General features: G+C 61.2%; 22 protein-coding genes. 9 read left to right on the top strand and 13 right to left on the bottom strand.

The genetic code is table 11. From position 1 onward, the window contains the following. The first annotated feature begins 21 nt into the window (after positions 1-21). The 3 genes from DES49_RS15145 to ispB all read left to right on the top strand — a co-directional run bounded on the left by DES49_RS15145 (position 22) and on the right by ispB (position 3,554). A complete protein-coding gene (locus DES49_RS15145; protein WP_133737271.1) occupies positions 22-855 on the top strand; it encodes an ion transporter in 834 nt (277 codons plus the stop codon). Positions 856-920: 65 nt separating this feature from the next. Continuing rightward, a complete protein-coding gene (locus tag DES49_RS15140; RefSeq protein ID WP_133737270.1) occupies positions 921-2,495 on the top strand; it encodes a Na+/H+ antiporter NhaC family protein in 1,575 nt (524 codons plus the stop codon). A gap of 90 nt (positions 2,496-2,585) precedes the next feature. Continuing rightward, entirely contained in the window at positions 2,586-3,554 is a 969-nt protein-coding gene (gene ispB, locus DES49_RS15135) for an octaprenyl diphosphate synthase (protein WP_133737269.1), read from the top strand. Here the strand turns inward: ispB and DES49_RS15130 are convergent. Continuing rightward, on the bottom strand, positions 3,551-4,567 hold the full coding sequence (locus DES49_RS15130; RefSeq protein ID WP_133737268.1) for a glutathione S-transferase family protein: 1,017 nt from the start codon (positions 4,565-4,567) through the stop codon (positions 3,551-3,553). The two genes, ispB and DES49_RS15130, sit on opposite strands and share 4 nt — an antisense overlap. 102 nt (positions 4,568-4,669) lie before the next feature. Between DES49_RS15130 and DES49_RS15125 the strand changes: the two genes are divergently transcribed. The 3 genes from DES49_RS15125 to DES49_RS15115 all read left to right on the top strand — a co-directional run bounded on the left by DES49_RS15125 (position 4,670) and on the right by DES49_RS15115 (position 7,474). Further along, a complete protein-coding gene (locus DES49_RS15125) occupies positions 4,670-5,584 on the top strand; it encodes a LysR substrate-binding domain-containing protein (protein ID WP_133737267.1) in 915 nt (304 codons plus the stop codon). Between the two features lie 63 nt (positions 5,585-5,647). Next, positions 5,648-7,120, top strand: coding sequence for a wax ester/triacylglycerol synthase family O-acyltransferase (locus tag DES49_RS15120; protein WP_133737266.1), 1,473 nt, complete (start codon positions 5,648-5,650; stop codon positions 7,118-7,120). A 147-nt stretch (positions 7,121-7,267) separates the two neighbouring features. Then, complete coding sequence (locus DES49_RS15115) at positions 7,268-7,474, top strand: DUF6316 family protein (protein ID WP_133737265.1); 207 nt, start codon at positions 7,268-7,270, stop codon at positions 7,472-7,474. A gap of 43 nt (positions 7,475-7,517) precedes the next feature. Here DES49_RS15115 and DES49_RS15110 read toward each other — a convergent pair whose 3' ends face one another. The 8 genes from DES49_RS15110 to glyA form a co-directional block, all read right to left on the bottom strand. Beyond that, positions 7,518-8,012, bottom strand: coding sequence for a phosphatidylglycerophosphatase A family protein (locus DES49_RS15110; RefSeq protein ID WP_243865072.1), 495 nt, complete (start codon positions 8,010-8,012; stop codon positions 7,518-7,520). Beyond that, positions 8,002-8,976 carry a thiamine-phosphate kinase gene (thiL, locus tag DES49_RS15105; RefSeq protein ID WP_133737263.1) on the bottom strand — a complete coding sequence of 325 codons (975 nt, stop codon included), beginning with the start codon at positions 8,974-8,976 and terminating at the stop codon, positions 8,002-8,004. The genes DES49_RS15110 and thiL overlap by 11 nt, the downstream gene beginning before the upstream one ends. Positions 8,977-8,984: 8 nt before the next feature. Next, the gene (gene nusB / locus DES49_RS15100; RefSeq protein ID WP_133737262.1) at positions 8,985-9,467 is read right to left on the bottom strand and encodes a transcription antitermination factor NusB; all 483 of its coding nucleotides are present in this window, start codon (positions 9,465-9,467) and stop codon (positions 8,985-8,987) included. Further along, positions 9,467-9,943 carry a 6,7-dimethyl-8-ribityllumazine synthase gene (gene ribH, locus DES49_RS15095; RefSeq protein ID WP_133737261.1) on the bottom strand — a complete coding sequence of 159 codons (477 nt, stop codon included), beginning with the start codon at positions 9,941-9,943 and terminating at the stop codon, positions 9,467-9,469. Before ribH ends, nusB begins: the two co-directional genes overlap by 1 nt. A 33-nt stretch (positions 9,944-9,976) precedes the next feature. Then, the gene (ribBA, locus tag DES49_RS15090; RefSeq protein ID WP_133737314.1) at positions 9,977-11,110 is read right to left on the bottom strand and encodes a bifunctional 3,4-dihydroxy-2-butanone-4-phosphate synthase/GTP cyclohydrolase II; all 1,134 of its coding nucleotides are present in this window, start codon (positions 11,108-11,110) and stop codon (positions 9,977-9,979) included. A gap of 162 nt (positions 11,111-11,272) precedes the next feature. Then, complete coding sequence (gene ribD, locus DES49_RS15085) at positions 11,273-12,397, bottom strand: bifunctional diaminohydroxyphosphoribosylaminopyrimidine deaminase/5-amino-6-(5-phosphoribosylamino)uracil reductase RibD (protein WP_279591385.1); 1,125 nt, start codon at positions 12,395-12,397, stop codon at positions 11,273-11,275. Positions 12,398-12,419: 22 nt separating this feature from the next. Further along, positions 12,420-12,938: a transcriptional regulator NrdR gene (gene nrdR / locus DES49_RS15080; RefSeq protein ID WP_133737260.1), complete on the bottom strand. Its 519-nt coding sequence runs from the start codon at positions 12,936-12,938 to the stop codon at positions 12,420-12,422. A gap of 36 nt (positions 12,939-12,974) precedes the next feature. Further along, a complete protein-coding gene (gene glyA / locus DES49_RS15075) occupies positions 12,975-14,234 on the bottom strand; it encodes a serine hydroxymethyltransferase (RefSeq protein ID WP_133737259.1) in 1,260 nt (419 codons plus the stop codon). 383 nt (positions 14,235-14,617) lie between these two features. Between glyA and ettA the strand changes: the two genes are divergently transcribed. From ettA to DES49_RS15060, 3 genes are all read left to right on the top strand, one after another. Beyond that, positions 14,618-16,279, top strand: coding sequence for an energy-dependent translational throttle protein EttA (ettA, locus tag DES49_RS15070; RefSeq protein ID WP_133737258.1), 1,662 nt, complete (start codon positions 14,618-14,620; stop codon positions 16,277-16,279). 10 nt (positions 16,280-16,289) lie between these two features. Continuing rightward, the gene (locus tag DES49_RS15065) at positions 16,290-17,966 is read left to right on the top strand and encodes an HAD family hydrolase (RefSeq protein WP_133737257.1); all 1,677 of its coding nucleotides are present in this window, start codon (positions 16,290-16,292) and stop codon (positions 17,964-17,966) included. Positions 17,967-18,216: 250 nt separating this feature from the next. Continuing rightward, positions 18,217-18,963: a lysophospholipid acyltransferase family protein gene (locus DES49_RS15060; protein WP_133737256.1), complete on the top strand. Its 747-nt coding sequence runs from the start codon at positions 18,217-18,219 to the stop codon at positions 18,961-18,963. 31 nt (positions 18,964-18,994) lie between these two features. On the opposite strand, the gene DES49_RS15055 is transcribed toward DES49_RS15060, so the two are convergent. Genes DES49_RS15055 through DES49_RS15040 form a run of 4 tightly spaced genes read right to left on the bottom strand, consistent with a single transcriptional unit; the run spans position 18,995 to position 21,578 of the window. Further along, positions 18,995-19,897, bottom strand: a complete 903-nt coding sequence (locus DES49_RS15055) for an AgmX/PglI C-terminal domain-containing protein (RefSeq protein ID WP_133737255.1) — start codon at positions 19,895-19,897, stop codon at positions 18,995-18,997. Then, entirely contained in the window at positions 19,890-20,393 is a 504-nt protein-coding gene (locus tag DES49_RS15050) for an ExbD/TolR family protein (RefSeq protein WP_133737254.1), read from the bottom strand. The genes DES49_RS15055 and DES49_RS15050 overlap by 8 nt, the downstream gene beginning before the upstream one ends. Beyond that, the gene (locus DES49_RS15045; RefSeq protein WP_133737253.1) at positions 20,390-20,908 is read right to left on the bottom strand and encodes an ExbD/TolR family protein; all 519 of its coding nucleotides are present in this window, start codon (positions 20,906-20,908) and stop codon (positions 20,390-20,392) included. Before DES49_RS15045 ends, DES49_RS15050 begins: the two co-directional genes overlap by 4 nt. Before the next feature lie 4 nt (positions 20,909-20,912). Further along, positions 20,913-21,578 (bottom strand): MotA/TolQ/ExbB proton channel family protein, encoded by a 666-nt coding sequence (locus tag DES49_RS15040; RefSeq protein ID WP_133737252.1) that lies wholly within the window; start codon positions 21,576-21,578, stop codon positions 20,913-20,915. Between the last annotated feature and the right edge of the window lie 6 nt (positions 21,579-21,584).

Below are 21,584 nucleotides of genomic sequence, written 5' to 3'. Positions count from 1 at the left end.
ACTGATACAGGGACACTAATCATGAGCGAGCTGACTCGGCGGGAACGCTGGCGCCACATCATCTTCGGCACGGACACCCGGGCCGGGGCACTCTTCGACCAGTTGTTGATCGTGACCATCCTGGTCAGTGTGCTGGCAGTCATGCTGGACAGTATCGAGAGCGTGAATGCCGAGTGGGGCCGGGAGCTGTACATCGCCGAGTGGTTCTTCACCATCCTGTTCAGCATCGAGTATCTGGTGCGGCTCTGGGTCAGCGAACGGCCGACACGCTATGCCAGGAGTTTCTTCGGCATCGTTGACCTGCTCTCCGTGATCCCCACCTACCTCAGCCTGATTCTCCCCGGCGCCAATTACATGCTGACCATCCGGTTTCTGCGGGTGCTGCGCATATTCCGGGTACTGAAGCTGTTCCAGTTCATGAGCGAGGCCGGCGAGCTGGCCCAGTCCCTGCTGCGAGCATGGCGCAAGATCGGTGTCTTCATGTTCTCGATCCTGGTGCTGATGGTGCTCTTCGGCAGCCTCATCTATGTCATTGAAGGGCCATCCAACGGTTTCACCAGCATCCCCATGAGCATTTACTGGGCGGTGGTCACCATTACCACCGTGGGTTACGGCGACATCATCCCCCAGACGGCATTGGGCAAGACCATTGCAACCCTTGCCATGATTACCGGATACGCCATTATTGCCGTTCCGACTGGCATTGTATCCGCCGAGATATCGGCCTCGGCAACCCGCCGTCGATTTGGGCGCGAATGCCCGAACTGCCATCTCCCTGAACACGACCCGGATGCCCTTTTCTGCATCCGCTGCGGCACGGAATTACCGCCGGCCGAGGATTCACAGAACCGGTGAGGGCGGACAGGCCTGAAAACTTTCCTCTAGAATGCAAATGACGGTTGGACAACAGGGACAGGCCCATGACGGATAAAGACAACACCGATGGACACAACCCGCGCCACACCGCGCCCGGATGGGGGCGCTGGATCGCGGTCGCACTGGTTCTGGCCGGGCTGGCACTTGCCATCGCCCTGTCAGGCAGCCCGGAAGAAAACGTTGAGCACTACGGGCTCTGGTCCCTTCTGCCCCCGTTGATTGCCATTGTTCTGGCGTTCTGGCTCCAGGAGGTGGTGAGTGCGCTGTTCATCGGTATCCTCGCCGGCGGCATCATTTCGGGGAACATCAATGTCATCGACGCTTTCCTGATTCCGGCCATCGGCACGGAAAGCTTTGCGCTGATCCTGCTTGTCTATCTCTGGGCGCTGGGCGGGCTCATCGGGATCTGGACGCGCACCGGCGGTGCCCTCCAGTTTGCCCAGTGGGCCAGCCGCAGAATGGTGAAAGGGCCACGCTCCGCGAAATTCTTTACCTGGATAATGGGGCTCATTTTTCATCAGGGAGGCACCATCTCCACGGTGCTGACGGGAACCACCGCACGCCCCGTCGCCGATGAACACAGGGTTTCCCACGAAGAACTGTCCTACATGGTGGACTCCACGGCATCCCCGGCGGCGACAATCATCCCCTTCAACGTCTGGCCCATCTACATTGGCGGCCTTGTCGCGGGCACCATCCCCCTGTTTGACACCAATCAGGATGGCATCCAGTTCTTCTTCCAGTCGCTGCCCTACAACTTCTACGCCATCTTTGCCCTGATCCTGGCCCTGCTGTTTGCATGGGAGAAGCTGCCCTTCAGCCCAACCCGACGCATGCGCGACGCCATTGCCAGAGCACGGGACACAGGTGAACTGGACCGCAGTGGAGCCACCCCGCTTACCGCCAGGGAGCTCACCGACAGCCGGATACCGGCGAACTATTCCCCGGGGCTCCTGGACTTCCTGGGTCCGATCGGCACCCTCCTTGGTGTGGCCATCATTCCGTACATCGTGACCTACTTTTTCCTGGGGTGGACCGGAGGCGACCAGGATCCCATGCTGCTCATTGCCGAGGCCTTCCTGCTCGCTGTTCTGGCCGGAATGGGAATCGCCCTGCTGAAAGGCATGGCCTTTTCGGACGTCATGGGCGGCTTTATCGACGGCTGCAAAGGGGTGACCATCGGCGCCATCATCCTGGCGCTGGCCGTTTCCCTGAAGGAGGTCACTGACGCGGTAGGAACCGCCGACTACCTGGTGGCTGCGGTGGGCGATGCCCTTCCCGCCGTGCTCCTGCCGGGCCTGCTCGTCGTACTCTGCCTGATTATCGCGTTCGCGACTGGCACCTCCTGGGGTACCTATGCCGTGGTCTTCCCCATTGCCCTGCCCCTGGCCTGGCACATTGCGCCGGACCCATTCTTCATCACGCTGTGCTTCAGCGCCGTGGTGGGTGGGGCCGTCTATGGCGACCAGTGCTCGCCCATCTCGGATACCACCGTGCTGTCCTCACTCGCCACCGGCGCGGACCTGATGGATCATGTGAAAACCCAGTTGCCACTGGCATCGGTAGCCGGCGGACTGGCCATCCTGGCCTATACGCTGCTGGCTTTCTTGACGGTGTAACAGGCCGGGAAACCTTGAGAAATCAAGTTGACAGCCCCGGCACCACCCCATAATGTACGGGCTCTTTCGAGGGTCAATCGGCATTTCCCTATGAGCATGGAATCCATCTACAACCCGGTCCGGACCGACTTCGAACAGGTCAATGCGCTGATCCATGAGCAGTTGACTTCCCATGTGCCACTCGTGGAGCACATCGGCCATTACATCGTGGACAGCGGCGGCAAACGCCTGCGTCCGCTGCTGGTACTCCTGAGTGCCGGGGCGCTGGATTACCGGGGTGAGCAGCACGCCAAGCTGGCCGCCGTTATTGAGTTCCTGCACACCGCAACCCTGCTCCACGACGACGTGGTGGATACCTCAGAACTGCGCCGTGGCCGGACTACCGCCAATGCCCGCTGGGGTAATGCGCCCAGCGTCCTGGTGGGCGACTTCCTCTACTCCCGTTCCTTCCAGATGATGGTGGAGATGGGCAGCATGCGCGTCATGGAGCTTCTGTCGGATGCCACGGCCGTGATTGCCGAGGGCGAAGTCCTGCAGCTCGTCAACAGCCGGAACCCGGACCTGAGCGAAGAGCAGTACATGACGGTCATCCACAACAAGACTGCCATGCTGTTCCAGGCCGCGTCCCACTCCGCCGGTGTGCTGGCGGAGGCCGACCCCGACACAGAGACAGCTCTGCGCAATTACGGCTGCCATCTCGGCCTTGCCTTCCAGATTGTCGACGATGTGCTGGACTACCAGGGCGACCCGGCGGAGATGGGCAAGAACGTGGGCGACGACCTGGCGGAGGGCAAGGCGACGCTGCCGCTAATCCACGCCATGGCAACAGGCACCGCCGAGCAGAGAACCCTGATCAGGAAGGCAATCCGCGAGGGCGGGCTGGATAACCTGGCGGCCATCCTTGAAGCGGTACAGGCCACCGGCGCATTGGAATATTCGCTGGACAGGGCCCGGGAACATGCCCACAAGGCCCGCTCCAGCCTCGAAAAGCTGCCGCCCTCCCCTCACCGCGACGCCATGTCGAGCCTGATCAACCTTGCCGTGGACCGCGCCTCCTAACCGGCCTGCGTTGAACACGCCTCCGGGAAATCGGGCCCGAGCCGGGCTCGATCATGGCCATCCGCAAGCTCAACCTTTGGGCCCACAGGGACGATCTGCGTGGGATTGATGGTGCGCTGGCTGCGGTAATAATGCCGCTTGATCTGGTCCAGATTGACCGTTTCCGACACGCCGGGGACCTGGTACAGGTCTTTCAGGTAACCCTGCAGGTTGGGAAAATCCCGAAGCTGGTGACGGTTGCACTTGAAGTGGCTGTAGTAGACCGCATCAAACCGCACCAGGGTGGTAAACAACCGCCAATCCGCCTCGGTGAGCCGATTGCCCACCAGGTAACGCTGCCCCGAAAGGCGCTCCTCCAGCCAGTCTAGGGTACTGAATACTTCCTGGAAAGCCTGTTCGTACTTGTCCTGGGCCGTCGCAAACCCGGCCCTGTAAACACCGTTGTTGACGTTGTGGTAGATGCCCTCATTGACCGCATTGATCTCGTCCCGCAACGCCTCCGGATAGAAATCCAAGGGCGTGGCGCCAACGTCATCGAATGCCGAATTGAACATGCGGATGATATCCGCTGATTCATTGCTTACGATGCGCTGCTGCTGTTTGTCCCACAGCAACGGGATCGTCACCCGCCCGGTATAGTCCGGTGTATCCGCCGTGTAGATCTGGTGCATGTAACGGGCATCATTGACCGTATCCTGGTGGAAGGGCTCATCCGGCCTGAATTCCCAGCCGTTCTCCAGCATATCCGGGTGCACGATGGACAGCGAGATACTGTCCTCCAGGCCCTTGAGCTTTCTGAAGATCAGGGTCCGGTGGGCCCAGGGACAGGCCAGGGACACGTAGAGATGGTAGCGCCCGGGCTCAGCCCTGAATCCGGCTTCCCCGGTCGGCCCCGCGGCACCATCCGCCGTCACCCAGTTGCGGAACTGGGCACTCTCACGCACAAACTCGCCTCGGCTCTTGGCGGTGTCATACCACTGGTCGTGCCAGACGCCTTCAATCAACAGACCCATTCAAATCCTCCAACGTGATTGCCCTTTTACCAGCAGGTTGCGTTAGACTGGCTCGCAACTCAATCGATGATTTCTGGCCAACCCTTTCAGATTTTTTGACCTATGGCGTACCCCATCACCATCGATGCCCTGCGGGTCCTCGATGCCATTGCCCGCAAGGGAAGTTTTGCCGCAGCCGCCGAGGAAATGCACCGGGTGCCCTCGGCCATAAGCTATACCGTTCACAAGCTTGAGGAAGACCTGGATGTGGCCCTGTTTGACCGCACGGGCCATCGGGCAACCCTGACCAATGCGGGACACTATCTGCTGGAGGAAGGCCGCCAGCTCCTGGAGGCGGCGGACACCCTCGCACGCACGACACGCCGAGTGGCCCAGGGCTGGGAGACGCGCCTGACCATTGCTGTCGATGCCCTCCTGCCGATGCAATCCCTGTTTCCGGCCATCCAGGCGTTCAACGAGATGGCCGTCCCGGTGGAAATACGCCTGTTGGACGAAGTCTTTACCGGCCCCTGGGATGCGCTCCACACCGGGCGGGCGGACCTGATGGTCGGCGCCTCCCGCGAGATCCAGGCCCCCGGGCACTATGACCAGATCACGATCGGCGAAGTTCCCTTCGTCTACGCGGTCGCTCGGGATCACCCCCTGGCAAGCGAGACCCAGCCGGTGTCCGAGGACCGCATCAGCGAATGGCCCGCCGTGGTTGCCGCCGACAGCTCGCGCCAGCTGCCCGCGGGCAGTGCCGGCATTTTTTCACGCCAGCGCACGCTCACGGTCTCCAGCATGCTGAACAAGATCGCCGCCCAGAAGGCGGGCCTGGGCGTAGGCTGGCTGCCCTATCATCAGATTGAGCACGAAATCGACCAGGGCGACCTGGTAACACTCCAGCTGCCCGTGAAACGTCAGCCAGTAGCGCTGTGTATGGCCCGTCGCCAGGGTGACGAAGGCAAAGCACTCAACTGGTTCTGGGACTACCTGTCACAGCCCGGTTATTTCAGCAATTGGCTGGATTCACCCTAGTCCCCCACCCCTTGTTTTAACGTACAATCCCTAAAATCCATCATACTGGCGGGATGTAGCTCAATGCACCAGCTCAATGAACTGGACGCTTCCTTCCTGTTCCTGGAATCGGAAACAACACCCATGCACATCGGGGGCGTTTATACCTTCGATGCCGGCGAAAACCAGGACAGGGTCACTTTCGAGGACTTTCGCCTTTACCTGAACAAGCGTCTGCATCTGGCGAACTTTTTCCGCCAGAAGCTGATGATGCTCCCCTTTAACCTGGACCGCCCCTATTGGGTGGATGATCCGGAATTCGACATTGACCAGCACCTGGAAGCGGTGAATCTGGAAGGAGGGAGTCACGCCGATCTGATGACGCTGGCCGAGGAACGCCTTGCCACCACGCTCCCGCGCTCCCGCCCCCTATGGCATGTCACCTGGGTCGACGGGTTCGGCGAGGACGACTCGCTCCCCAGCGGCGGCTTTGCGCTCATTGTCAGGGTCCATCATGCCGCCATTGATGCGTTCAGTGGCGAAGAAGTCATGGGGAAACTGCTTGAGTATTCCGCCGACAACGGCGTTCCGGTGAAAACCGCACACTGGCATCCGGAACCGCCTCCACCCGCCGACAAGCTGGTGGCCCGCGCCTCCATCAATATGATGCGCAAGCCATTCCAGTTCATGTCACTGACCCGGGCCACCCTTGGCGCCACAGTCAGCGAGTTCCTCCAGCGCCCCATGGGGCGCTTCATCCGGTCGCGGCAACTGCTTAACGCACCACGGACGCCCTTTAACCGGAACCTGACCCGTAAACGGCGCATCTTCAGCCAGGCCGTATCCCTGGCACGGCTCAAGAGCCTGAAAACCGCGATCGGGCCGGATATCACCCTGAACGATGTCGTGCTCGGCCTGTGTTCGGAAACCCTCACCCGTTACCTGAAGCGGCATGACGCGCAGCCCGCAGAGCCTTTGGTCGCACTGACGCCATTGTCGGTCCGCTCAAACAGCCTGCGGCGTCCCACGGGCAACCAGATGTCGGCGATGCTGGTAAACCTGGCAACGGACGAACCGGATCCTGCCGCGCGCATACGCCTGATCCGGGACAACACCAGAATCTCGGAAAACTACCAGGAGGCCATTGCCGCCGACCGGCTCACAGAGCGGCTGCCCTCGACGATGGTCGCGCTTTCAACGCGGCTCTACACGGAATTCCAGATCGCACAGCGTTACAAACCGCCGTTCAACCTGCCCATCACCAACGTACCCGGCCCCCAGGTTCCACTCTACCTGCAGGGTGCACGCCTGGTGCATCAGGTTAACAGTGCTCCTCTCTTCCACGGCGCCGGCCTCGCGATTCTCGCGGTGAGTTATGCCGGGTCCGTCCATTTCAACCTCACCCTCTGCCCCGACCTGATTCCTGATGGCGACTGCCTTCCGGAACTCATCCTGCAAAGCCTGGACGCCATTGAACGTTCTGCGCTGTCCGCAAATGCCAAAGAAGCGGAAAGCCAGGGCCACTTCAGCCAATCCGCCTCTTCTACCGATATGTGAAGATAATCGCGGTTTGAATTTCTATTCGTGACAAATTGTCAAATATCGTTAACAATTGACTGCAATTAACCTGAGGCTCGGATCATGGCGATTGGCGCAGCAGCAACGGCTGAGAACAACAACAAACCGGCAGCAGAGGGGGCGATAATGGAACCAAAGCAGAGGACGGGGGAAGAGAATGCCCCGATTCCATTCCGGAGCAATCGATTCTTCTGCGTAGGCAACAGGTGGTATTTCACAACGCGTGAAGGCTTTGACAGCGGCCCCTACGCCACTCGAGAGCGTGCCGAAACCGGCCTGAAACGCTTTCTGAGCGTGGTTCGAATGCTGCCTGAGAAGAAGTCCTACCACTGAAACCGGGGCTGGCAGATAGCAGTGGCTAACCGCCTCCGCTCGGTTAAGGGAGGATTATTGCCTGAAACACAAGCAATGTGACCAGCGCATAAAGACCGGCCAATACATCGTCGACCATGATCCCCAGTCCTCCTGAAACCCTGCGATCAAGCCAGCTGATGGGCCAGGGCTTGACGATGTCGAAAAAACGGAAGATAACGAAGGCAGCCGCAATCCATGCCGGTTCGGATGGCTGGAAGGCCAGCGCAATCCATATACCCACGAATTCGTCCCACACAATTGCCCCGTCGTCATGAACCCCGAGCGCCCTGGCCGTTCGCGCACACAGGTAGATACCGACGACGAAAGCCGTTACAACCACCACCAGGTAAACAGGTAGGGGCACCCAGAAAAAAAGCCCATAGACCAGAAGTCCCGCCAGGGTTCCCCAGGTTCCCGGCGCCCGGCTCATGCAGCCCGAGCCCAGTCCGAGGGAAAGGCAGTGGCCGGGATCGCGCATGAGGCTTGCGGGGGATCGCACACGGATCTCAGCTGTCATCGTTGGCGCCTCCGGAAAAATGGCTGTATCCGCCATAGGCCAGCTCAACGGGGTCGTTCCCGTCCATCAGCCGGACCCCCGGCTCTGCCTCGACCTCCCCGATGACTGTCAGCGGAACGCCCTCATCGGTTGACTCAGGAACCTCACCCAAGGCCAAAGGCCAGAGAAAACAGAGCTCATAATCGTCGCCGGCGGATGCAGCCAGTTTGCGGGCCTGACTGCCAGCCAGCGTTGCCAGCTCAGGAGCTATCGGTAACGCCGCGTAATCAAGGCGCGCGCCCCGCCCCGCCTCGCCCAGGAGCTGCCCCAGGTCCGAAACCAGCCCATCGCTGACGTCAATGGCGGCGACCCCGCGCTCACGGAGCCAGCCGCCCAGTGCCAACCGGGGTTGCGGGTAGAAGTAGCGGGCCAGAACGGCCCGGACATCGGGATTATTACCCGGAGAAGTGTCCAGCCACTTCAGTGCTTCTCCGGCACTTCCGAGACTACCGCTGACGCAGACCCGGTCACCCGGCGCAGCGCCCCCACGGCGCATCGCCGTTCCCGATGGAACGCGCCCCTGGACCTGGATGGTGATGGTGAGCGGGCCACGCGTGGTGTCGCCACCCACCAGCTGGATGCCGTGGCGCACGGACAGATCCCGGAGCCCTCCTGAAAAGGCCTCCAGCCAATCCTCGTCGGCTCGGGGAAGTGTGAGTGCCAGGGTGTAGCACACCGGTTCCGCGCCCATGGCGGCGAGGTCACTGAGATTAACGGCAAGGGCACGCCAGCCCAGTGCATACGGATCGATGGTGGCGGGAAAGTGAACGCCCTCAACCAGGGTATCCACCGCCACTACGGCGTCCTGGCCTGGCTCGCAGCGGATTACGGCGCCGTCGTTCCCGATGCCCTCACGCACCGCCGGATGGGTCACGGCCCGGCCCAGCGGCTCCCAGAAGCGTCGGATCAGGCTGATCTCATCCATGGGTGGGGTCAGGTCTTCCTGGAGCGCGTTTCCGCCGGCCGCAACCGTGGGGCAAGCTTGTCGAGAATGCTGTTGATGTACTTGTGACCATCGGTTCCACCAAAACGCTTGGCCAGCTCAATGCCCTCATTGACCACGACCCGGTAGGGGACATCAATACGGTGCTCCAGCTCGAAGGCGCCGATGCGCAGGATTGCAAGCTCGATGGGATCAAGCTCCTCAACGGACCGGTCCAGAAAGTTCTCAAAGTGCCGATCCAGACTCTGCCGGTTCCGATCCACTCCATAGAGCAGTTCCCGGAAATAGACACCGTCGACCTTGTCCATGTCGTTGTCCGTAATGAACTCCGCTTCAATCTGAGAAACCGGGCTCTCCGAGAACTGACGCTGGTAAAGCGCCTGCAGCGCCAGCGTGCGCGCACGACGGCGACTGGCCGGCTTTGAGCCACCACCGGATTCGGAAGAAGGCGCGGTCTGGGTATCTTCCGCCATCACGACTCCATTTTCCGGAACAGGCTGACCATTTCCAGCGCGGTCATGGCCGCATCCGCACCCTTGTTGCCAGCCTTGGTACCGGCCCGCTCAATCGCCTGCTCAATGGTATCCAGGGTCAGGACCCCGAAGACAACCGGCAGGTCGGTGTTCAGGCTCACGTTGGTGACACCGGAGGCACTCTCGCCTGCGACATAGTCAAAGTGGGGCGTACCGCCGCGAATGACGGCGCCCAGGGCAAGCACCGCGTCGTAATTGCCACTACGCGCGACACGCTGGGCGGCAAGCGGGATTTCATAGGCGCCTGGAACCCGGTAAATGGTGATGCTGTCATTATCGATGCCATGGCGCTGCAGCGTATCAACGGCCGCGTCCACCAGGCTTTCGACCACGAAGCTGTTGAATCGTCCCACCACAAGGGCGTAACGCCCCTGACAGTTGGTGAAATCCCCTTCAATGGTTCGGATGTTCGTCATTACTGTCTCCGTGCCGGGCTTTTATCCCGTCGGTCATTGGTTCGTGTCTTCATCGTAGGGCAGGTATTCCACAACCTCCAGATCGAAACCGGAAATCCCGGAAAACTTGATCGGGGCACTGAGCAGCCTCATCTTACCCACGCCAAGATCGCGAAGGATCTGTGAGCCGGTTCCCACCGTCAGGTAGACCCCGGAACTTCCGGCGGATTCCGATGCCTCGCCATGGGCGCGGCTCTCGAAGAAGCCGCGGATGCGATCCTCCAGTGCATAGCTGTCCTGGCCGTTATTCAGCAGCACGATTATCCCCCGGCCTTCCGAGGCCACCCTGCGCATGGCCTGATGCAACGGCCAGCCATGGGAGCCACGATGCTGGACATGCAGAAGATCGCGCAGCGTGTCCGTGATATGGACCCGCACCAGTACCGGATCGTCATGGGAGAACTCGCCCATGGTCAGGGCCAGATGGGTTTCGCCCTGGATGGAATCCCGATAGGTATGCAGCCGGAACTGGCCATACTCGGTGTCCATCTCGTAGTGATCCACGCACTCAACGGTTCGTTCGTTCATGGTGCGATAGTGGATCAGGTCGGCAATAGTGCCGATCTTCAGACCATGTCGGTCGGCGAATTCCTCGAGCTGGGGGCGCCGCGCCATGGTGCCGTCATCATTCATCACTTCACAGATAACGCCCGCGGCCTGGAAGCCACCCATGGTGGCCAGGTCGCAGGCGGCCTCGGTATGGCCGGCGCGTGAGAGGACGCCGCCCGGCTGCGCCATCAGCGGGAAGATATGGCCGGGGCTGACAATATCCTCCGCAGTTGTGCCCCTGGCGGCGGCAACCTGGACAGTCCTGGCGCGGTCGGCTGCGGAAATACCGGTGGTGACGCCGCGCGCGGCTTCGATGGAAACGGTGAACTTGGTGCCGAAGCCGGAGCTGTTACGCTGGACCATGAGTGGCAGGTTCAGGCGTTCGCAGCGTTCACGGCTCATGGGCATGCAGATCAGGCCGCGCCCTTCGGTGGCCATGAAGGTGATGTGCTCGGGCTGCACGCATTCGGCGGCCATGATGATGTCGCCTTCGTTTTCGCGATCCTCGTCGTCCATGAGGATAACCATCTTGCCCTCACGGATGTCCTGGAGGATTTCCTCGATGCTGTTTAGTGCCATGCGTGCGACCTTTTTGCGCTCTGTCACGGGGTGAGCGGGCCTCCCTTCCCGGGAATCGCTATAAATACATCCATGTACGCTGCGCTTTCGCCATCCATGGCGAAAGAGCTTCCCGGGAAGGGAGGCCCGCTCACCCCCTATTACGAGTGGGCTTCCAAAACCTCAATGCTGAGGTTGCAGGATTATCCGTTGATCTCCGCCGATAATCCGTCTGTCCATTACCGCCATACGGTGCTGTTGGGCCATTGTATCAAGTGACAGCGCCGCCATGGGGCGGGCGTTGCTTCCCAGGATCGTGGGAGCCTGATACAGCCAGAATTCATCCACTATGCCCGACTGCAACGCTGCGCCGGCGAGGGCCGGGCCGGCTTCGACGAGGACCTCGTTGATTTGCCGGTTTGCAAGCTCATCCACAACGGCCCGCAGGTGCGGCTGGCCCCGCTCGTCGGGTTCAACCGTGATCACTTCTGCGCCATTATCGCGCAGTAACTGGGCTTTTGTCGCGTCGATGGCGTCTTCGGTGGTGACGACAACGGCCTGGCCGCTGCCTGTGATCACCTTGGCGTCCGGCGGTGTCGTGAGGTTTCGGTCCAGCACCACGCGCAGTGGTTCGGCTACTGGTAGCGCCTTATGGCCGATATCGCCGAGTTCCTCGGGACGGACTGTCAGTGACGGGTTGTCGGCGCGCACGGTGCCGGCGCCGGTGATGATGGCGGCGGAGCGGGCGCGCAGGCGTTGGACGTCGGAGCGGGCCTGGGGGCCAGTGATCCATTGGCTTTCGCCGGAGGCCATGGCGGTGCGGCCGTCCAGGCTGGCTGCCATCTTGACCCGGCACCAGGGGCGGCCGCCCTGCATGCGGCGCAGGAAGCCGTTGTTCAGTTCGCGAGCAGGTTTCTCGAGAATGCCGGAAACCACTTCGATGCCCGCCTGCTCAAGCCCGGCCACGCCTTGGCCGGCCACTTCTGGATTGGTGTCCGTAACCGCGATCACGACCCGGGCCACGCCAGCGTCGATCAGGGCATCGGCACAGGGGGGCGTTTGGCCGTGATGGCTGCAGGGCTCGAGGGTGACATAGGCGGTGGCGCCCTGCGCGCGGTCGCCGGCCTCGTTGAGTGCGTTGACCTCCGCGTGGGGCTCGCCCGCGCATCGGTGCCAGCCCTGCCCAACCACTTCCCCGTCACGCACGACAACACAACCCACCCTGGGGTTGGGGTGTGTGCTGTAGAGGCCACGCTCCGCAAGCTGGAGGGCGAGGCTCATGTAGTGGGTATCGTCGGTCAGGCTCAAGGAGGCTGGCTCCGTCGTGCGGTTATTTTTCCACGGATTCCCTGAGTGCCCTCGCGGCAACGGTTACCGGGGACTCGTCCCCGGTGTCGCCGTTGAGGGTAAGGCGTTCGATCTCTTCCTTGAATTCATTGATGTCCTGGAAGCTGCGGTAGACTGAGGCAAAGCGCACATAGGCCACCTTGTCGAGCTGTCGCAGCTCGTACATCACTTCCTCGCCCACCATCAGCGACTTGATTTCCCGCTCGCCGGTGGCGCGCAGGCGGAACTTGATGCGGTTCAGCGCGGCCTCGATTTCCTCGATGCCGACCGGACGTTTCTCCAGCGCCTTCATCAGGCCCTGGCGCATCTTGTTCTCGTCAAAGGGCACCCGCGAACCGTCCTGTTTCACGATCCGCGGCATGACCAGCTCCGCGCCCTCAAAGGTGGTAAAGCGTTCCCTGCAGGACAGACACTCGCGTCGACGTCGCACCTGGTCGCCTTCCGCCGCCAGGCGCGAGTCAATCACTTTGGTGTCCGCCTCACCGCAAAACGGGCAATGCATGGTTACATGTCCCTCCGGAGAGCGGGCTTCAGGGGATCAGTCAGCGTAGACCGGGAATTTCCGGCACAGCTCCTGAACGTCCTTGCGGACCCGCTCAATGGTGTCTTCATTTTCAAGGTCATCAAGGATATCACACATCCAGCCGGCCAGGTCCCGTGCCTCGGATTCGCCGAAACCACGCGTGGTCATGGCCGGTGTACCGATACGCAGCCCGGACGTGACAAAGGGCGAGCGTGGATCGTTGGGCACGGCGTTCTTGTTGACCGTGATGTTGGCACGGCCCAACGCGGCGTCCGCGTCCTTGCCGGTGATGTCCTGCTTGATCAGGCTCAGCAGGAAGAGATGGTTCTTGGTGCCACCGGAGATGATATCGAAGCCGCGCTTCTGGAACACCTCGGCCATGGCCTGGGCGTTCTTGACCACGCGCTGCTGGTATTCCTTGAAGTCGTCCTGCATGGCTTCCTTGAAGCACACCGCCTTGCCGGCGATGGCGTGCATCAGGGGGCCGCCCTGGCTTCCGGGGAAGACCGCCGAGTTCAGTTTCTTCTGCAGATCCTCGCCAGCCCCCTTCGCAAGAATCAGGCCGCTACGCGGGCCACGCAGAGTCTTATGCGTGGTCGTTGTTACAACATCGGCATAGGGGATCGGACTCGGATAGACGCCGGCAGCAACCAGGCCGGCGAAGTGCGCCATGTCCACGAACAGGTAGGCGCCCACCTTGTCCGCGATCTCGCGGAAGCGCTTGAAGTCCAGTTCCTGGGAGTAGGCGGAGAAGCCAGCGAGAACCACCTTCGGCTTGTGCTCAACGGCGAGCCGCTCGATCTCGTCGTAGTCCAGCAGGCCGGTTTCCTCATCCAGGCCGTACTGGACCGAGTTGTAGATCTTGCCGGAGAAGTTGACCTTGGCGCCGTGGGTCAGGTGCCCACCGGCGTCCAAGCTCATGCCCAGGACCGTCTCACCGGGCTTCATCAGCGCCATGTAGACGGCATTGTTGGCAGAGGAGCCGGAGTGTGGCTGGACGTTGGCGTAATCGGCGCCGAAGAGCTTCTTGGCGCGCTCAATGGCAATGCTCTCAACCACATCGACATGCTCACAGCCGCCGTAGTAGCGCTTACCCGGGTAGCCTTCGGCGTACTTGTTGGTCAGCGCCGAACCCTGCGCTTCCATAACGCGCGGGCTGGTGTAGTTCTCGGACGCGATCAGCTCGATATGCTCTTCCTGGCGCTTGACTTCCGCCTCCATGGCGTTCCAGATCTCGTCGTCGTAACCGGCGATGGTCATATCTTTCTTAAACATTGTCAGCCTCTTGTGTGCTGGCAAACAGACGCACCCCGAGGAACGTCCTGCCAGTAAAATGGTCGGATGATGAACTTTCGGGGTCAGATCGAAAAGGTTGGGCTATTCTACCGAAAGAGCGGCCGAATAGCATCCTGCATCCGGAAACCGGGCGCAAACCCGCGCCAGACGGGACTTTTATTGCCTCAAAAACCGCTATTGGTTACTGTACGAACATCTTAGGCACAGGGTGCGCGGGGAAGCGGGGAGGGTCTCCCGGGAATCGCTATGAATCCATCCCTGGACGCTGCGCTTTCGCCATCCATGGCGAAAGAGCTTCCCGGGAGACCCTCCCCGCTTCCCCGCCTCAGATTACGAGTAAGCCTCATTAACGCGGAGATTCCATGGCTCAGTACGTATTCACCATGAACGGCCTCGGCAAGGTCGTTCCCCCCAAGAAGGAAATCCTAAAAGACATCAATCTCAGCTTCTTTCCCGGGGCCAAGATCGGCGTCCTGGGGTTGAACGGCGCGGGTAAGTCCACACTGCTGCGGATCATGGCTGGGGTGGAAACGGATTACGTCGGTGAGGCACGGCCGTTGCCGGGACTCAATATCGGCTACCTGCCCCAGGAGCCTGAGCTGGATCCGAGCAAGACCGTGAAGGAGATCGTCGAGGAATCCGTGGAAGGCGTTAACAAGGCGCTGGCGCGGCTCGACGAGATCTATGCCGCCTACGCGGAACCGGATGCGGACTTTGATGCCCTGGCGAAGGAGCAGGGAGAACTGGAGAACTTCATCCAGGCTTCAGAGGGCCATGACATTGAGCGCCGTATGGAAGTGGCGGCCGACGCCCTGCGACTGCCGCCCTGGGACGCCAGCGTGGAACACCTTTCCGGGGGCGAACGCCGCCGAGTGGCCCTGTGCCGCCTGCTGCTGTCCACGCCGGACATGCTGCTGCTGGACGAGCCCACCAACCACCTGGACGCTGAAAGCGTGGGCTGGCTGGAGCGTTTCCTGCACGACTACAGCGGCACCGTGGTTGCCATTACTCACGACCGCTACTTCCTGGACAACGTCGCCGGCTGGATCCTGGAGCTTGACCGTGGCCAGGGCATCCCCTTCCAGGGCAACTACAGCCAGTGGCTGGAGCACAAGGAAAAGCGCCTGGAACAGGAGGCCCGCCAGGAATCCTCACACCGCAAGGCGGTTCAGCAGGAGCTGGAGTGGGTGCGCAGCAATGCCAAGGGCCAGCAGACCAAGAACAAAGCCCGACTCAAGCGCTTCGAAGAGCTCAATTCCCAGGAATTCCAGAAGCGCAATGAGACCAACGAGCTGTACATCCCGCCGGGGCCAAGGCTGGGGGACAAGGTTATTGAAGTGGACAATGTCACCAAAAGCTACGGTGACACGGTGTTGTTTGAAAACCTGACGTTCAACATCCCACCGACCAGCATCGTGGGCGTCATCGGTGGCAACGGCGCGGGTAAATCGACACTTTTCCGCATGATCATCGGCTCTGAAACCCCGGATGAGGGCGAGATCCGCGTCGGCGAATCCGTGCAGCTGGCCTACGTGGACCAGATGCGGGAACTGAACGAGGACAACACCGTCTGGGAAGAAATCAGCGGCGGCCAGGACATCATCCAGGTTGGCCAATACCAGACCCAGTCCCGCGCCTATGTGGGCCGGTTCAACTTCAAGGGCGCGGAACAGCAGAAGCGCATCAAGGAACTCTCAGGCGGTGAGCGCAACCGGATCCATCTGGCCAAGCTCCTGCAGGAGGGCGGCAACGTGCTGCTTATGGACGAGCCCACCAACGACCTGGACGTGGAAACACTGCGTGCTCTCGAGGAAGCGCTGTTGGCGTTCCCGGGCTGCGCCATCGTGATCTCACACGACCGCTGGTTCCTTGATCGCGTCGCGACCCACATCCTGGCTTACGAAGGCGACAGCGAGGTGATCTTCTTCGAGGGCAACTTCTCCGAGTACGATGCCGACCTCCGGTCCCGCAAGGGCGATGATGCCTGGGTGCCCAAGCGGGTCAAGCACAAGAAACTCGCCTGAGGCGGTTTCCATGGCGGAACCACGGCTCGCAACGCCTCACCTGATCCTGTTCGACTGGCACGGAACACTGGTGGATACCCATGACGCCATGTTCTCTGCCATGGAGGAGATGCTGCCCCAGCTCGAGGACCTGGGGCTGGTCGAGGAGCTTCTCCCGGAAAGTGAGTGCAAGACCGCGGACGACGCCAAGCTCGTACGCTACATCCGCATCTTCCGCCGCCTGCATCCACAGATCCTGGCCGAGCGCCGCGTCTCGCGCACGGACATCTTCAATGCCATTTTCGGTGACAATACCGACGCCAAGCAGGTTGCCCACGAAGCCTACAACGCCTGTTACCGCCGCCATTTCGGGGAGGTTAAGCCTTTCCAGGATGGCCTGGCGGAGTATCTGGGCGCGATTCGTGCGGCCGGCATCCAGTTGGGCGTGGCCACCAACCGCAACCGGGAATTCCTGGATCATGAACTGGAGATTGTCGACGGGGGGCGCTGGCAGTCCCTCTTTAACGTGACCATCTGTGCCGGAGACGTCACTGCCTACAAGCCTGACCCGGAAGTGCTCCTGAATGCGGCTCACGCTGCAGGACTGGAGGCGGGCCCCAACGTCTGGTACGTGGGTGACAGTACGGTGGATATGGTCACCGGCAAGAATGCCCCGGTTACGGCGGTGTTCTTCAATGGCGGGCAGTGGGAGCCGAGCTACATTGAGCGGCGATTCGCCGGAGACCCGGACCACCGGCCGGATGCCATTGCGGCCTCCTTCGAGGAACTTACCGACCTCATTGACGCCGCACTGCCCGAGGGTTCCGGCGCACAAAGTGCACTCGCGGACAACCGGCCAGCCCCCTACCCTGGGCCCAAACCACCCGAGCCGCGCATTGAGCCCGACTGGCACCCCTCGGTGGTCAATCTGGCACGCCCCCGAACCCTCCTTTTCGACTGGCATGCGACGCTGGTGGATACGCTGGATGCCATGTACCACGCCGTGGATGACATGCTTCCGGAACTCAAGGGGATGGGCCTGATGGACAACGTCATTGAACCGGAAGAAGCCCGCTCCCCGGAAGACGCCCGGCTGGTGGAGTATGTGCGCGATCATGCCCAGCTTCACCCGAAGGTGCGCGCGGACCGCAAGATATCGCGCACGGACATCTTCGAGGTGCTTTTCGGGGAGGATGCCGAGGCGAAGGCGCGGGCCCATGAGGTGTTCACCCATCACTACCGGAAACACTTCGGCACAGCCAAGGCCTTCGAGCCGCAGGTCCGCAACCTGCTTGTGGCGCTCAATCGTCTGCCCTTGAGGCTCGGGGTGATCACCAACCGGGACCGGGAGTTTTTCGAGGAGGAGCTCAGGCGGGTGGACGGTGATGACTGGAGCGGGTTTTTTGAGCTGACAATCTGCGGGGATGATGTGTCACAGCGCAAGCCGCATCCGGACCAGTTGCTGTTGGCGGCGGAGCGGCTTGGGGAGTCGTCGGATGGGGGCATCTGGTATGTGGGGGACAGTACCACGGATGTGATTGCGGCGGCGCGGGCCGGGCAGACGGCGGTTTTCTTCAACGGGGCGCAGTGGGATCTGCGATGGCTGAATACGATTTTTCCGGGGAATGAGAAGTATCCGTATAAGCCGGATGTTGTTGTTAATGATTTCTCGGAGTTCTGGGCGTTGGTTCTGGCCTGTATGGAGTGATTCCTAAAGCTATTATCCCTGCCTCCCGAGCGTTGGCGGGGATGGCTTTCCGGGAAACGCTGTGAATACATCCCTGTACGCTTCCCTCCGCCATCCATGGCTCCGGAGATTCCCGGAAAGCCATCCCCGCCAACGCTCTCCCTTCGTGCAGTAGTCAATCCAGGTTTGTTACATACCTGCACAATAACCTTCGTGACCAAAAACCGGAACAGTCGTACACTGAAATCACAAACAAGTGTGCGAGGGTGTCATGAACTGGGCTCAGAAAATCGGGCTTTTTATAGCTGCTGTTCCGGCTACTTTTGCCGGGTTTATCCTTTGTGTAGCCCGGCCCTTTCACCGTGGTAACAACAAGGCCTGCGCACGTATGTACGCCTGGGGTGGACTTAGGGTTCTGAATACACGTGTGCGCCTGGAGGGTTGGCAGCATATGCCGGCGGAGCGGCCGCATGTGATGGTGGCGAATCATCAGTCCAATCTGGATCTGTATTTCTATGGGCAGATCACGCCGGAGAATGCGGTGGTGGTGGGTAAGAAGAGTCTGGGGTGGATTCCGTTTTTCGGGCAGATTTTCTGGCTGGGTGGCAACGTGTTGATTCAAAGGCGTCATCGGCAGAAGGCGATGACGGCGATGAACGCGGCGAACCAGGCGATTGCTTGCCGGGGGCAGTCGGTGTGGATCCTGCCGGAGGGCACGCGCAGCCGGGGACGGGGTCTCCTGCCCTTTCGCAAGGGTGCCTTTCAGACGGCGGTGATGACTGGGGCACCGATCACGCTGATCTGCTTTAGCGATTATCTGAAAGCTTATGAGCAGAGCCCCCATGGTCCGCACACAGTCACCGTCCGGGTCCTGCCGCCCATTCCCACTGAACATCTGGGCATAAAGGATGTGCCGGATCTGATGGCCCGTTGCCGGGCATTGATGATTCAACACCTGACCGACCTTAACGGTGAGTCACCGGTCACCGACGAGGGGCACGAACAGCAGGTTGCCTGATCTCCCTCCGGCAGTGCGCGAGACAGCACTGTCAGGAGGGTGGTGCAAAATCCACGGGGAAGCGGACTGTTCGTTCGGGAACGTCCATCGCGCCGAAGTTGAACAGGGTGACTCGCTGGACGATTCGCTGCTCCAGGTCCGAGTTTTCCAGCTCCGAGTCGACGATGCTGACGTCGTTAACGCGCCCGTTCGGGGCGATGCGAAGCTCCAGGACCAGTTCGCCTTCCAGCAGCGGGTTGCGGCGGCGGGCGCGGTTGTAGATGGAGAACAGGGCCGATTTGTTGTTCTCGAAGGTTTCGCGGATATTCGCCATGGGACGTTCATCCGGCTCGGTCTCAGCCTGCTGGGACGCCTGTTGTCCCCCTTCAAGTTCCCGCGCCTCGCGACGGGCAAGTTCGCCCTCTTCCGTTTGCCCCTCTGACAGGGTTTCGGCACCGCCGGAATCCGCCAGCACCTCTTCCCGGTCCGGCCCCGACGATTGGGCCGAGTCATCGGAGGCCGCCGCCTCGGCGTCCGGGGAGCGCAGCTCGGTCGGTCCGGAATCCGCCAGCTCCCGAAGGTCGGAAAGCTGGTCCTTCATCCCCACAAGACCCGACTCGCTCGCAACTTCCCGCGCTTCCTCCACGGCCTCGGGGTCCGGCTCGGGCTGTGGCTCGGGTTCCGGTTCAGGCTCTTCAGCGGGCTCGGGCGCCTCCTGCTCCGGTTCAGGCTCGGGTTCCTCGGGCTCCACGGGTTCGGGCTCATCCACCATCCGGGCCATCTGCGGCGGAACCTCTTCACGCTCTTCCGGAGTGGGCTCGGGTACGTCCAGCATCGGAATCAGAACCGCCACCGGCAGGAAGAACACCAGGAGTACCAGCGTAATCAGCCCCAGCAGGCGATCCTCGGTACCACTGCCGCCCCAGGGGAGTCCGGAGGAGTCTTCTCTACTCACCAGTCGCCTCCCCTGGTTGTTTCTCCACAGCGAGATGAAGCTGGCGGAACCCCGCTTCCACGGCAGTGCGCATGATCGGGCGCAGCACGGCATATTCCATATCACGGTCGGCGACGATCATCGCGGGCAGCCCCCTCTCGGGCACTTCCCGATCGCCAACACGCTGTGACAGGGCTTCGTAGAGCCCCTCGACCCGCTCCTCATCATCGCTGGGCCAGGCATCACCGGTAACCTGCGCAACTTCGCGACCGCTGATCAGGATACTGCCACCCGCCACAACAACGCGCAGCACGTCCTCCGGCACCGTATCGGCCCTGGACTCAGGCAGGGTGATGTCCTTCTCCTGCTGCAGTACACGGACATCCGAGGAATTCACCATGAGAAAGAACACCAGGATGGTGAAGATATCCATCAGCGCCGTGAGATTCAGGCCACCCGGCTTGCTCATGCGCCGGTAGTGGCGCTGCATGCGGCGGGCCCTGCGTGATTCCTTCATGAGCCCTCTCCATTGCTGTCGCCGCTACGCGACGGTGCATCGCCAAGGGCGATATCCGGGAAGAGCTCGGCCGTCACCACATTCGCCGCAACCACCTCCGGATACCCGCGGATATGATCCATGGCGCTCACCAGTGTCTGGTAGTTCGTGCCGGGGCTTGCCAGCAATCGGATATCGCGCTTGTCCGGGAACCGCTTCTTGATCTCGCGAAGCAGCTCGCGCATGGCCTCAAAATCCGGGTCGCCGCCGCTGACCGGGTCGAAGCGCTTCAGCGGGCCCCGTTTACTATCTCCCACTTCGAGGGTTCCATCGCGCAGAACCACGTAGAGCGACAGGTCTTCCTGATCCTCGAGGGCGGCCGCCCCGTCGGAGTCGGAAAAACTCAGCTCCATGATTCGCGTCTGCGTGAAAACCATGCTCAGAAGCAGTACCGGCACCAGCACAATCATCAGGTTGAGAAAGGGCGTGATATTCAGATCCACTTCCGAGGTCTGTTTACGGTGTCGCCGTCTCATACGGTTACCCCCGGCCTGTCGCGCCGCCCCTTGCCTGACTGCCTGTTTCGGTCTCCGAAATCAGGTTCAGCAGCTTGACGCTCGCCATTTCCAGGCTGTCCACCATCTCGTTGGTCCGCGTCTGCAGGTAGGCGTGGGCCAGCAGCAGCGGGATCGCAGACATGAGTCCGAAAGCCGTGGTATTCATCGCAACGGAAATACTCTGGGACAGCATCTCCGCCTTCTCTGAAGGCTCCGCGTCCGCCACCGCCGTGAAGGCGGAAATAAGACCGATGATAGTGCCCAGGAGCCCGAGCAGCGTTGCCACATTGGCAAGTGTGGCCAGGTAGGGCGTGCGCTTTTCAAGCCGGGGCAGCACCTCCATCAGCCCTTCTTCCATGGCGTATTCCACATCCCCCCGGGACTGGTTGTTGCGATAACGGGCCAGCCCGGCCTCAAGCATGAGCCCGATTTCCACCCCTGATTCCCGTGCGGTCTGGGCCGCCTGCTTGAAATCACCTTTTTTCAGCAATGGCCAGATGCCCTGCTCAAACGCGACGCGGTTACGTCGCCGAGCCACCTGCAGGTAGATGAACCGCTCAAGCACGATTATAAGGCCGAGCAGCAGGATCAGGGCGATCGGGTACATAAAGGGACCACCCTGCTGGAAAAAGTTGATTGCGGTTTCCATTGGCTC

The organism is Halospina denitrificans, assembly GCF_004364635.1.
Classification (GTDB): Bacteria; Pseudomonadota; Gammaproteobacteria; order Pseudomonadales; family Oleiphilaceae; genus Halospina; species Halospina denitrificans.
The sequence above is the reverse complement of the archived record's forward strand: the minus strand, read 5'-3'. Positions and strand labels throughout refer to the sequence as shown.

Coding starts and splice junctions, on each gene's coding strand:
- thiL (WP_133737263.1), bottom strand. CDS start 8,976: ATGGATGAGATCAGCCTGATCCGACGCTTCTGGGAGCCGCTGGGCCGG.
- DES49_RS15045 (WP_133737253.1), bottom strand. CDS start 20,908: ATGAGACGGCGACACCGTAAACAGACCTCGGAAGTGGATCTGAATATC.
- DES49_RS15040 (WP_133737252.1), bottom strand. CDS start 21,578: ATGGAAACCGCAATCAACTTTTTCCAGCAGGGTGGTCCCTTTATGTAC.
- DES49_RS15120 (WP_133737266.1), top strand. CDS start 5,648: ATGCACCAGCTCAATGAACTGGACGCTTCCTTCCTGTTCCTGGAATCG.
- ettA (WP_133737258.1), top strand. CDS start 14,618: ATGGCTCAGTACGTATTCACCATGAACGGCCTCGGCAAGGTCGTTCCC.
- DES49_RS15060 (WP_133737256.1), top strand. CDS start 18,217: ATGAACTGGGCTCAGAAAATCGGGCTTTTTATAGCTGCTGTTCCGGCT.
- ribBA (WP_133737314.1), bottom strand. CDS start 11,110: ATGGCACTAAACAGCATCGAGGAAATCCTCCAGGACATCCGTGAGGGC.
- DES49_RS15065 (WP_133737257.1), top strand. CDS start 16,290: ATGGCGGAACCACGGCTCGCAACGCCTCACCTGATCCTGTTCGACTGG.
- ribH (WP_133737261.1), bottom strand. CDS start 9,943: ATGACGAACATCCGAACCATTGAAGGGGATTTCACCAACTGTCAGGGG.
- glyA (WP_133737259.1), bottom strand. CDS start 14,234: ATGTTTAAGAAAGATATGACCATCGCCGGTTACGACGACGAGATCTGG.
- DES49_RS15125 (WP_133737267.1), top strand. CDS start 4,670: ATGGCGTACCCCATCACCATCGATGCCCTGCGGGTCCTCGATGCCATT.
- DES49_RS15140 (WP_133737270.1), top strand. CDS start 921: ATGACGGATAAAGACAACACCGATGGACACAACCCGCGCCACACCGCG.
- nusB (WP_133737262.1), bottom strand. CDS start 9,467: ATGGCGGAAGATACCCAGACCGCGCCTTCTTCCGAATCCGGTGGTGGC.
- nrdR (WP_133737260.1), bottom strand. CDS start 12,938: ATGCATTGCCCGTTTTGCGGTGAGGCGGACACCAAAGTGATTGACTCG.
- DES49_RS15145 (WP_133737271.1), top strand. CDS start 22: ATGAGCGAGCTGACTCGGCGGGAACGCTGGCGCCACATCATCTTCGGC.
- DES49_RS15050 (WP_133737254.1), bottom strand. CDS start 20,393: ATGAAGGAATCACGCAGGGCCCGCCGCATGCAGCGCCACTACCGGCGC.
- ispB (WP_133737269.1), top strand. CDS start 2,586: ATGAGCATGGAATCCATCTACAACCCGGTCCGGACCGACTTCGAACAG.
- DES49_RS15110 (WP_243865072.1), bottom strand. CDS start 8,012: ATGACAGCTGAGATCCGTGTGCGATCCCCCGCAAGCCTCATGCGCGAT.
- DES49_RS15130 (WP_133737268.1), bottom strand. CDS start 4,567: ATGGGTCTGTTGATTGAAGGCGTCTGGCACGACCAGTGGTATGACACC.
- DES49_RS15115 (WP_133737265.1), top strand. CDS start 7,268: ATGGAACCAAAGCAGAGGACGGGGGAAGAGAATGCCCCGATTCCATTC.